11 protein-coding genes are annotated in these 11,697 nt (G+C 38.7%); 10 read left to right on the top strand and 1 reads right to left on the bottom strand.

Annotated elements, in window-relative coordinates; all coding sequences use genetic code 11:
• Positions 1-25: 25 nt before the first annotated feature.
• Positions 26-628, top strand: coding sequence for an RsfA family transcriptional regulator (locus ACMX9J_RS12420; RefSeq protein WP_028411482.1), 603 nt, complete (start codon positions 26-28; stop codon positions 626-628).
• Positions 629-709: 81 nt separating this feature from the next.
• Here ACMX9J_RS12420 and ACMX9J_RS12415 read toward each other — a convergent pair whose 3' ends face one another.
• On the bottom strand, positions 710-1,180 hold the full coding sequence (locus ACMX9J_RS12415; RefSeq protein ID WP_013058973.1) for an N-acetyltransferase: 471 nt from the start codon (positions 1,178-1,180) through the stop codon (positions 710-712).
• Positions 1,181-1,493: 313 nt separating this feature from the next.
• Between ACMX9J_RS12415 and ACMX9J_RS12410 the strand changes: the two genes are divergently transcribed.
• The 9 genes from ACMX9J_RS12410 (at position 1,494) to ACMX9J_RS12370 (ending at position 11,684) form a co-directional block, all read left to right on the top strand.
• Positions 1,494-2,846 (top strand): acetyl-CoA carboxylase biotin carboxylase subunit, encoded by a 1,353-nt coding sequence (locus ACMX9J_RS12410; RefSeq protein WP_033579760.1) that lies wholly within the window; start codon positions 1,494-1,496, stop codon positions 2,844-2,846.
• Positions 2,843-3,055 carry a biotin/lipoyl-containing protein gene (locus ACMX9J_RS12405; protein ID WP_033579761.1) on the top strand — a complete coding sequence of 71 codons (213 nt, stop codon included), beginning with the start codon at positions 2,843-2,845 and terminating at the stop codon, positions 3,053-3,055. Before ACMX9J_RS12410 ends, ACMX9J_RS12405 begins: the two co-directional genes overlap by 4 nt.
• A 19-nt stretch (positions 3,056-3,074) precedes the next feature.
• Entirely contained in the window at positions 3,075-4,616 is a 1,542-nt protein-coding gene (locus tag ACMX9J_RS12400) for an acyl-CoA carboxylase subunit beta (RefSeq protein ID WP_049166164.1), read from the top strand.
• Between the two features lie 158 nt (positions 4,617-4,774).
• Entirely contained in the window at positions 4,775-5,656 is an 882-nt protein-coding gene (locus ACMX9J_RS12395; protein ID WP_416225825.1) for a 2-dehydropantoate 2-reductase, read from the top strand.
• 1 nt (position 5,657) lies between these two features.
• A complete protein-coding gene (locus tag ACMX9J_RS12390; protein ID WP_013058968.1) occupies positions 5,658-6,041 on the top strand; it encodes a DUF3397 domain-containing protein in 384 nt (127 codons plus the stop codon).
• Between the two features lie 90 nt (positions 6,042-6,131).
• Complete coding sequence (gene bshC / locus ACMX9J_RS12385) at positions 6,132-7,757, top strand: bacillithiol biosynthesis cysteine-adding enzyme BshC (RefSeq protein ID WP_063248567.1); 1,626 nt, start codon at positions 6,132-6,134, stop codon at positions 7,755-7,757.
• 334 nt (positions 7,758-8,091) lie between these two features.
• Positions 8,092-9,030, top strand: coding sequence for a 16S rRNA (cytosine(1402)-N(4))-methyltransferase RsmH (gene rsmH / locus ACMX9J_RS12380; protein WP_048019824.1), 939 nt, complete (start codon positions 8,092-8,094; stop codon positions 9,028-9,030).
• A gap of 30 nt (positions 9,031-9,060) precedes the next feature.
• Positions 9,061-9,420 carry a cell division protein FtsL gene (gene ftsL / locus ACMX9J_RS12375; protein ID WP_028410764.1) on the top strand — a complete coding sequence of 120 codons (360 nt, stop codon included), beginning with the start codon at positions 9,061-9,063 and terminating at the stop codon, positions 9,418-9,420.
• A gap of 5 nt (positions 9,421-9,425) precedes the next feature.
• Positions 9,426-11,684, top strand: coding sequence for a penicillin-binding protein (locus tag ACMX9J_RS12370; protein WP_028411476.1), 2,259 nt, complete (start codon positions 9,426-9,428; stop codon positions 11,682-11,684).
• Positions 11,685-11,697 lie beyond the last annotated feature (13 nt).

Below are 11,697 nucleotides of genomic sequence, written 5' to 3'. Positions count from 1 at the left end.
AGTACGGATAAGGAGGGATAGAAAAATGACTTCTTCTCGTCAAGATGCATGGACTCATGATGAAGATTTATTACTCGCAGAAATTGTACTGCGTCATATACGTGAAGGTGGCACTCAGCTAGCTGCATTTGAAGAAGTGGGGAAGAAACTTACACGAACATCAGCAGCTTGTGGCTTCCGCTGGAATTCTTTTGTGCGCAAACAATACAAGACTGGTATTGACCTTGCGAAAAAACAGAGAAAAGAATTAAAAGCAAGAACTGTTTCAAAAGACGACGAGCAGCCTGCACGCTTATCATATATGGAAGCAGAGAAACATATTTCGCTTAATGAGGTAATTAAGTATTTAGAAAATGTAGATCAAGGGCAAAAACACTCGTCGGAGCTTCTCGAAGCTAATGAAGAACTGCAGCAAAAGATTGAACGTTTACAAGAGAAAGTAACGATTTTGGAAAAAGAAAAAAAAGCTTTGCAAAACAATTTGTTAATTGTGGAAGATGACTATAAAGCTCTTATTGAAATTATGGAGAGGGCTCGTAAAATGGTTGTATTAAAAGAGGATGAAAAAAGTAGAAAAGTGAAATTTCAAGTGGATAAAAATTTAAATTTAGAAAAAGTTCAAAAGTAAAGCGATAGCTTGAATGCTCCCTACTTCATGTTAATCATATATACCACATAGATATAAAATAAACAGCTGGAAATCAGCTGTTTATTTTTGTTCGCTTACACCGTTTGGTAGCCAAATAAGAGGGTTTTCTCCCAAATCACGATCGATATCATACGTTACAGGTACGAACCCCATTTTTGACCAAAAATCACTCGATTTTACTCGCGGGCTTGTTTTGATAGGTAATTGAAAGGATTTGGCATATTCAACGAGCGTTTGACCTAATCCTTTGCGCTGAAAATCGCTGAGCACTTCAAGTTTCCACACTTCAATATACGTTTGAGGCGGCTCGAAATATTGATCGTACTGTTTGTTTCGTTTATAGAGACTCATGCGAGCCACTAAGCTATTTCCAAAATAAATGCCGTAAAACGGAGAATTTATTTCATTATCGGAAATCTTGGCATGTAATTCTTCTAGCATTGAAAGTTCTTGAATGCCATATTCTTTGAATTTCTTGAACTCTTCTAGCGTTTTAAAATTAATTTTTAAATGCTTCACTTCGTAATTCATCCCATATCCCCCTTGTTATGTCTCCTTGCTAGATGAACGAACTGGATTGGTTCGTTCATCTAATATTATATAACAAAAATACAAAATATTCTGTTTTCGTGATTGGTGAACGAATATTCAATGCGCACAAAGAAAAATGAATTCTTTCGGTTAAACACGAAGAATACATTACTATAAACATCACTTTTTAGAAAGGAGGCAAAAGGGAAACAGAATTCAAATAGAAAGCGTTTTCAAAAATTGTAGAGGAGTTTTAAAATTATTGTAGAATTATATGGGGGAAAGTAGAAATTTGAGGAAAGGGGAGAGAAAGGTGAAAAAAATACTGATTGCAAATCGAGGAGAAATTGCTCTTCGTATTATTCATACATGCAAACAAATGGGCATTGAAACGGTGGCTGTCTATTCCGATGCAGATGCAGAACTTCCTTATGTTCAAGCGGCTACAAAAGCACGTCGAATTGGAGAGCCTCCTGTGCAAAAGTCATATTTGAATGTGGAAGAGCTGCTTAGAATTAGTCATGAAGAAAAAGTAGACGCCATTCATCCTGGATATGGATTTTTATCGGAAAATAGTGCATTTGCTAAAAGAGCGATTGATGAAGGTTTTTGTTTTATCGGTCCTTCTCCCGAAATCATTTCGATGATGGGCGACAAAATTGCTGCCCGCGCTGCGATGAAAGAAGCGGGTGTACCTGTTGTCCCCGGCAGCGAAGGTGATGTGACGTCGGTTGAAGAGGCTTGTAAAGTAGCGGGGGTAATTGGATATCCCGTTATGTTAAAAGCAAGCGGAGGCGGCGGAGGAATTGGAATGGTGCGCTGCGATAACGAAGAAGCAGTAAAACAAGTATATGCCTCAACAAAAGCAAGAGCAAAAGCATATTTTGGTCATGAAGGAATGTTTATTGAAAAGCTTATAACAAACGCAAAACATATCGAGGTACAGGTCTTTGGAGATCAGCATGGTAATGTCGTTCATCTTTTTGAACGCGATTGTTCTGTACAAAGAAGAAATCAAAAAGTGATTGAAGAAGCCCCTGCGCTTTCTTTAAAAGAAAGTACGCGACAAGCCATGCAAAACCAAGCCGTTCAAGCGGCTAAAGCAATCGGCTATTATAATGCGGGTACGGTGGAGTTTATCGTGGATGAAGACGAAAATTTTTATTTTCTTGAAATGAACACGCGGCTGCAAGTTGAGCATCCGATCACCGAGCAAATTGCAGGGGTCGATTTAGTTAAGTGGCAGATCTTAGCTGCGCGCGGTGAAAAGCTTCCTCGTATGCAAGAGGAAATAGCAGCAAATAACTACGCCATTGAATTTCGAATTTATGCAGAAGATCCGTTTACTTTTTTACCGGCTCCGGGGAAAATTACGGGTTATCACTTGCCGGAGCGAACCTACGCGCGCGTAGATAGCGGCTACAGTGATATGAATGCGGTTACACCTTTTTATGATCCAATGATTGCAAAGGTTATCATTACTGGTCGTACGCGTTCAAATGCAATTGAACTAGCTAAATCATATTTTACAGAAGCTGTTGTAGAGGGAATCAAAACAAATATTCCTCTATTTAAGCAGTTGTTAAATGAAGAGTTATATGAAAAGGGCACCTATAACACATCGTTATTATCAACAGTATTAAATAAAGGAGGAGCACCACAATGAGTGAAATCAAAGCGACAATGGCAGGCATGGTATTTAATGTGTTTGTTCAGCAAGGAGCAAGTGTAACTAAAGGAGAAGTTGTTGTTGTATTAGAATCTATGAAAATGGAAATTCCTATTGAAAGCGATCAAGCTGGTATTGCAGAGACTGTCCATATAGCCGTGGGGGATTTTGTGAACGAAGGCGACGTTTTGGTGACTATTTCATAACTCATAAAGGGGAGATATCATGATACATACAGGTGAATCTCAGAAAAAATATGATGAAAATCGTCAAAAAGTAGAGCGTGGCAACGCCGAGAAGTATAAAGAGAAACTTGCAAAACAACAGAAGCTTTTTGTAAGAGATCGTTTAGCCCTTTTATTCGATGACGGGAAATATGAAGAAGACGGCATGTTTGCAAATAATAAAGCCGAAGGGTTGCCGGCAGACGGTGTTGTAACTGCGATTGGAAAAGTAAACGGTGAAACGGTTTGTGTAATGGCTAATGATTCTACTGTAAAAGCAGGGTCTTGGGGGGCCAGAACAGTAGAAAAAATTATTCGGATTCAAGAAGTTGCAGAAAAACTGCATGTGCCTTTACTGTACCTAGTGGATTCTGCTGGAGCGCGTATTACGGATCAATTAGATATGTTTCCAAACCGCCGAGGAGCTGGAAGGATCTTTCACAATCAAGTAAAACTTTCCGGCGTCATTCCTCAAATTTGTTTGCTTTTCGGTCCGTCAGCAGCTGGAGGGGCTTATATCCCTGCATTTTGTGATATTGTTGTGATGGTAGATGGGAACGCTTCTATGTACTTAGGGTCGCCGCGTATGGCCGAAGCCGTTATTGGAGAAAAGGTTACGCTAGAAGAAATGGGAGGAGCACATATGCACTGCAGCGTTAGCGGGTGCGGGGATGTGCTGGCTTATTCTGAAGAAGAAGCTATTTCGTATGCCAAATCTTATTTAACGTACTTTCCACAAAACTATCAAGAGAAGCCTAAAGTACAAAAAGCTAAAGAGCCTAAGCAGACAAAAGATTTAATAGAACTAATTCCGGAGAATCAAAATGTTCCATTTGATATCTATGAAGCAATTGATACCCTTATTGACGAGGGGAGCTTTTTTGAAATAAAAAAACTGTTTGCCGCCGAATTGGTAACAGGGCTTGCACGAATAGATGGAAAAGTAGTAGGGATTGTTGCTAATCAGCCAAAAGTTAAAGGGGGAGTGCTGTTTGTAGATTCAGCAGATAAAGGCGCAAAATTTATTCAACTGTGCGATGCATTCCATATTCCTTTGCTGTTTTTAGCTGACGTGCCTGGATTTATGATTGGAACCAAAGTAGAAAGAGCTGGCATCATTAGACATGGAGCCAAATTAATTGCAGCGATGAGTTCAGCTACAGTTCCTAAAATTTCCGTAGTCATGCGTAAAGCTTATGGCGCAGGGCTTTACGCTATGGCTGGTCCGGCTTTTGAACCAGATTGCTGCATTGCATTGCCTACTGCTCAAATTGCCGTAATGGGTCCTGAAGCTGCAGTAAATGCCGTCTATTCTAATAAAATTAATGAAATTGAAGATCCGAAAGAGCGGTTCATGTTTGTTAAACAGAAACAGCAAGAGTATAAAGAACACATCGATATCTATACGCTGGCATCTGAACTTATTATTGACGACATCGTTCCTGCTAACGAACTGCGTCGAACGTTAATTGACCGCTTTCGATTATATGAAACAAAGAATGTGACCTTTAGCCGTCGTAAACATCCGGTGTATCCCGTATAATAGAAAAAAACGGGATCACTCTAAATAATTTACAATAAGCCCGGTGATTTTTAATCACACGGGCTATATGAATAGGTAAAATTTAAAGAATGCATTTAATTCAAAGCATTTTTTTGCTAAAATGAAACTCAATAATAGAAAGAGGAACAAAAAATACGATGAAAACTATAGGTATTATTGGAGGCGGATCATTAGGTCTGTTGTTTAGCGCGTATTTATCAGATTGTTATGATGTAACCTTGTACACGAAAACACCAACTCAAGCAAAGTGTATTAACGAAAATGGAATTACCTTACATAGACAAGGGGAACATCACACGAAAAAAGTCAGTGCTATCCCTCTGGAAAAAAACATAAAAGAAGCAGATTTAATCATTATTACTGTAAAACAGTATCATTTAAAAGAGATTATTCCTTTTATTAAAACCCTTACTATACATACTCCCCTTTTGTTTATCCAAAACGGTATGAGCCATATTGAAATTCTCAAAAACCTCCCGCAGCGCACTCTCTATTTGGGTACAGTTGAACATGGGGCAATGCGTACAAATATGGATAGCGTCCATCATACAGGAATAGGAACAACCCGTATTGCTTCGTACAGAGGAGAAATGGAGTCTATCTTACCAATTGTGAATTTTCCTTGGGTAATTGAAAAAGATTGGTATGCGATGCTGGTGAAGAAATTAGTTGTAAATGCGCTCATTAATCCTCTTACGGCACTGTATAGCGTGAAAAATGGGCAGCTGATTCACAACAGCTATTTTTATAAAACGATGCGTCTATTGTTTGAAGAGATTGCGGATGTATTAAAACTAGATTCAGCTTTTAATTATTGGGAAAATGCGCTGGGGGTTTGTTCGCGCACGAGTACCAATCAATCTTCTATGCTAAAAGATATACAGGAGGGGCGGCAAACCGAGATTGATGCTATCTTAGGTTATATCCAAACACAAGCTGCTGAAAAAAGAACGTCGACGCCTATTGTTGACTTTTTATATAGGTCAATAAAAGGAATCGAAGAAGAAAAGGGTGAGTAACATGGGAAGTTTTATTGCTGGCGTTTTTGCGACGTTTGTCACTCTGCCGCTCGTCGGTTTTTTTATTCTATACATGCTTTTACGCAAACTGACGAAAAATAAAAGGAAATCTGTCCACATAGCAACGTACATTACTACGGTTTTTCTTATTTTGTCCGTGCATTATGCAGCTGTGGAAATTTTTGGGCACTCTTTTTTGTGGTTGATTGCGTTAGTCCTTTTAGTTGTGGCAATGATTATGATGTTTGTACATTGGAAAGTCAAACATGACTTAGAAATGAAGCTTATTGCGAAAGGGTTCTTTCGGATGAATTTCGTTTTGTTTCTTATTGCACATATTGTGTTAAATATAGGTGGAATCGCTTTTCGTATTTCCTCTCTGTAAAGCATGTTACTAGACGTGAGCAGTTACATTATGGATAATGAAGCTATATGTAGAGAATATAAGTATTAGGAAAAGAAAGGAAGTTCTTTCATGGAGATTACAGACGTCTCTTTAAAGGCGGGAAACAAACTAACGAACGATTACATAAAAGGTGAAAAGCAAGCACTTTCCTTTTTTCATTATAATATACACGAAAAAGACGTATATGAAAAACGTTTAGCGGACGTTCAAAAGCAGTCTTATCCAAGAGAACAGCTTGCTGAGTATCTGCTTGATTTTAATAAGCGCTACGGAGCATCTTCTAAGACGATTGAAAATATTGAAAAGCTAAAAGATCCTAACAGCGTAGTGGTCGTTGGAGGTCAGCAAGCGGGGCTGCTTACGGGTCCTTTGTACACCATTCATAAAGTGATTTCAATTGTGCTGCTAGCTAAACAACAAGAGGCAGCTCTAAACGTGCCCGTGCTTCCGGTATTTTGGATTGCTGGAGAAGATCATGATTTTGCTGAGATCAACCATGTATACACAGAGCATAAAAACCAGCTTTTAAAGAAAACGTTAAAGCATTCTTTAAAGAAAAAGCAAATGGTTTCTCAAATCGAATTAGATCATGAAGCCTGTAGAAGCTGGGTTCGTGATGTTTTTCAAACGTTTAACGAAACGGCGCATACAAATCAGGTGTTACACTTTGTTTTAGAGGCGTTAGATAAATCACGTACCTATGTCGATTTCTTTGCTCATTTGGTTACCACATTGTTTGCAGAGTCAGGTCTTATTTTAATGGATGCAGCTTCTAAAGAAGTGCGCAGCATTGAATCTTCTTTCTTTGTGACGTTAATTGAACAAAATGACAAATTATCGTCAGCCGTTATGGAACAGCAAACAGAGATTCAAAAACAATACGGACGAATGATTGAAGTGGGAGAAGAAACGGCCCATCTCTTTTATTCACACAACGAAAACAGAGTACTTTTAGAAAGAGACGCAGAGCAAGAGCAGTTTGTTGGAAAGCAAAATGAACTCGCGCTGTCTAAAGAAGAGCTGGTTCAAATTGCTAAACAAACGCCAGAGCTTCTTAGTAATAACGTTGTGACTAGACCCCTTATGCAGGAGTACTTACTTCCTACCCTTGCGTTTATTGCAGGTCCAGGGGAAGTAGCGTATTGGGCAGAGCTTGAAAAAGCATTTTCTTTATTTAGCTTTAAAATGCCTCCCGTGGTTCCGAGGTTATCCTATGCAATCGTAGAAAGACATATCGAGAAGTATATGGATGAACTTCAGTTAGACCTTTCGAATGTCATTAACAAAGGCGTAGATGCAGAGAGGGAGCACTGGCTTAAGACAGAAGTTCACAACCCGTACGAAATGTATTTTGAAAAAGCGAAAGAAGATTTTGAAAAAATTCATAAAACTCTTCGTGAAAATATTCAAAAAGAAGACAAAACATTTGATGAAGTCATGCTTAAAAATCGAGCGATTATTCAAAAGCAGTTTGAAACCATTCAAAAGATTGTCGAATCCAAACAGCTCATTAAGCACGATGTGAAGCATTCAAAATATGCTCAAATTGAACTTGCTCTTCGTCCCTACAATGCTCCACAAGAACGCATGTGGAATATTATGTATTATTTAAACGGCTATGGTATGCAATTTGTGTCAGATTTACTAAGTGCTGAAGTCGAATTAAATCACCAGTTAAAAGTCTGTTATGTCTAATAAAATCCTGCTGAAAAGCAGGATTTTTATTTTGAAAAAGAGAACAAGTTTACAAGGTGAATGTCAGCCAATTGAATCCTCATAAGGTATTTATTTCTAATTACACAAAAAAACCTTATATTCCTTACATTTTATTCTACGAATATGTCCTACTTTTAACAAAATGACACTATTTGTGACAAAAAGACAAAATTCTACTTAATTCTTATATAAATAGCTGAAATAATGTTGAACTTTGATATATAATATAAACGTGTATATATATCAAAGAAAAACACCGTTTTTTGCTTTTTGTATACATAACTAAGTAGTTTAGAAAGAAGTAGGTGTCATAATGTTTAATCACACAACTGTTTTGCTTAAAGAAGCAGCGGAAGGCTTAAATATTAAGCCGGATGGAGTATATGTCGACTGCACGCTTGGCGGAGCAGGTCATAGTGAATATATCGTAAAACAGCTATCAGAAAAAGGGAAATTAATTGCGTTTGATCAAGACGATGTTGCTCTTGAAAATGCAAAAGAAAAATTAGCCCCGTATCTAGACAGAGTTATTCTAATCAAAAGTAATTTTCGCTATTTAAAAGAGCAGCTAATGAAACATGGAATTGAAGAAGTAGATGGAGTATTGTTTGACCTAGGCGTCTCGTCTCCTCAGTTGGATACACCAGAGCGAGGGTTCAGCTTTCATCATGAGGCCCCGCTTGATATGCGCATGGATCAAAACTCAAAGTTTTCTGCGTACAACGTAGTAAATGAATGGCCTTATGAAAAACTTGTAAAAATCTTTTTCCAATATGGAGAAGAAAAGTTTTCGAAACAAATTGCCCGCAAAATTGAGGCATATCGAGAGTCTAAACCAATTGAAACAACGCTAGAGCTGGTTGATCTTATTAAAGATGGTATTCCAGCGCCAGCTAGACGAACGGGTGGACATCCGGCAAAACGGATTTTCCAGGCTATTCGAATTGCTGTAAATGATGAGCTTCAAGTATTTGAAGATGCAATTGAACAGGCCATGGATGTAATCAAAAAAGGTGGACGTGTAAGTGTTATTACCTTCCATTCACTTGAAGACCGAATTTGTAAAGTAGCGTTTAAAAATGCAAGCACGGTTCCGCAGCTTCCTCATGGACTGCCGGTTATTCCAGAAGAATTTAAACCTAAAATGAAAGTCATTACAAGAAAACCTATTTTACCTTCAGAAGAAGAGGTAGAAGAAAATAAGCGCGCGCGTTCGGCAAAGCTTCGAATTGTTGAGAAATTAGTCCAATAAAAGGGTTTAATCAAAGAGGAGGGGACGAGAATGAACAATGCAGCATACAAAGTAAGAGAGCAAGACCAGCAGCAGAAGCAGCAAAAGACGGTACGTCAAGTTGTTCGAAAGACAAAAAGAAAAATCACGGTTGGTGAAAAAATTGTGTATTCTGGGTTTGTCGCACTCATGCTGTTTGGGTCTGTGCAAATCATTTCAAATCAATCTTCGCTTTATAGCATCAGTGAAGAAGTGCAATCACTCGATGGAAAGATTGACAAGCAAGAAGCAAAAAACAATGAGTTAAAATTACAGGTAACAGAGTTAAGTGCATACGATCGTATTTGGACAAAAGCAAAAGAACTTGGACTAAAATTGAATGAAAATAACGTAAAAGTCGTTAACGATTAATTGCGATGACTACGCCAAGAAAAAATAGCAATATTAGTACAGGAGCAGCAATATTAATTTTAATATTTGCATTGCTCTTTTTTGTATTAGCCATCAGGTTCTTTTACATCCAAGCGACGGGCAAAGCAGACGGAGAAGCTTTAGCCGAAATTGCACAAAAACAGCATACGCGAACGTCTAAAATTGAAGGACAGCGCGGTACGATTTACGATCGAAATGGAGAAGCGATCGCCCAAGACACGGGTGCTTATACGGTTGTGGCGATTTTAGATAAAAAACAAACAAAAGATAAAGATCACCCGCAACATGTGGTAGACCCAGAAAAAACGGCTCAAAAATTAGCCCCATTGTTGAAGATGGACGAATCGAAAATTGAAAGCATGTTAACGAGAGGAATTAAACGTGGTACCTTCCAAGTAGAACTTGGCCCAGGCGGACGTGATATTGATAACGTGCTAAAGCAAAAAATTGAGAAGCTAAATCTCCCGGGCATCACGTTTTTACGCGATTCGAAGCGCTTCTATCCAAACGGTGTATTTGCCTCAAGTATTTTAGGATATGCACAAAAAGATGATACGGGTAAAATCGTAGGGAAAATGGGAATTGAAAAAGTATTTGATAAGCAGCTTTCTGAAGAAGATGGATATGTGAAATACGAAGCTGCTAAAAACGGAATTAAGCTTCCGGATCCAAAAGAGTCAATTGTAGCTCCTAAAAACGGAGACAGCGTTACGCTTACGATTGATGAAAAAATTCAAACGTTTTTAGAGGATGCGATGACAGCTGCTGCTAAAGAATATAAACCAGAAGAGCTAATGGCAACGGTAGTGAATCCGAAAACCGGTGAAATTTTGGCGATGTCAAACCGACCTTCATTTGATCCAAATATTCGTGATATCACTTCTTATCGCAATCCGTTTGTTGAAAACAGCTATGAGCTTGGTTCAACGATGAAAATCTTTACGCTAGCAGCCGCGATTGATGCAGGCGTTTATAACGGCGAAGACCGCTATCAGTCCGGATCTTATAAAGTAACGAAAAACAGCGTTCCGATTAACGATCACAACGGCGGAGTCGGCTGGGGAGCTATTACATTTAATGAAGGAATTCAAAGGTCTTCAAATGTAGCGGTTGCCATTTTAGCCAACGAAAAATTAGGTACCGACCGTTTGTATAAATACTTGGACAAGTTTGGCTTTATGGATAAGACGGGAATTGACTTGCCAAATGAAGCTTCTAGCAAGTTAGTGACGAAGTACCCGAGAGACCGCGTAACCACTGCGTTTGGACAGGCGTCTGCTTTTACGCCTATTCAAGAAATTCAAGCGGCTACTGCGATTGCAAATGACGGGAAAATGATGAAGCCTTACGTGATTAAACAAGTAGTCGATGAAACAAATAAGAAAACAATTAAGAAAACAAAACCTACCGTAGTAGGCCAGCCTATTTCTAAAAAAGCAGCGAACGAAACGCTAGGTATTTTAGAAACCGTTGTTTCTTCTGATGATGGAACAGGCAAACCTTACGCGATTGAAGGATACGATGTCGCTGGAAAGACGGGAACAGCTCAAATTCCTGGGCCTACCGGAGGTTACCTGCATGGACACGGGAAAAATTTCATTTCCTTTATGGGCTTTGCACCTGCTAAGGATCCAAAGCTCCTTGTCTATGTAGCCGTTAAAAATCCAACTCTCACGCCTCAAGAAACGGGTACTGCGCCGCTTACAGCTGTATTTAATCCGGTGATGAAAAATAGTCTGCAGTATTTAGGAGTGGAGCCTCAAAAAACGGATGAAGACGGAAAAGAAACGAAAGAAAAGAAAGTGGATTCAGAAATCAAGCTTAAATCTTACGTTAATGAATCAGTTGATAGTACCGTGAAAGACTTAAAACAAAAAGGGCTTGTTCCTGTTGTAATAGGTAAAGGAGATACGGTAGAAAGCCAATCACCGACTTCTGATACCATTGTCACTGGTCAACGCGTGTTCATTAAGACAAACGGAAAAGCCACAATGCCTGATTTAACAGGTTTTTCACATCGTGACGTTATTCGCTTTAGTGAATTTGTCAACGTTCGACCTAGCGCACTTGAAAATGGTTATGTTGTAAGTCAAAGTATTAAAGCAGGAGATCCGCTAAAAGCAGGAACGTACCTGAAAGTGGAACTTGAAACGCCTAAAGAATTTTCAAGCACGTTAAATAAGCTAAAAGAAACGGAAAAAAGTGAATCTGACAGTAAAAAAGACGATAAGCAACTTGACTAGAAAATAAGTTCTA

It is taken from the genome of Priestia sp. RMT2NF4, assembly GCF_047872835.1.
GTDB classification, from domain to species: Bacteria; Bacillota; Bacilli; order Bacillales; family Bacillaceae_H; genus Priestia; species Priestia zanthoxyli.
This window is presented reverse-complemented; position numbering and strand designations above follow the sequence as displayed.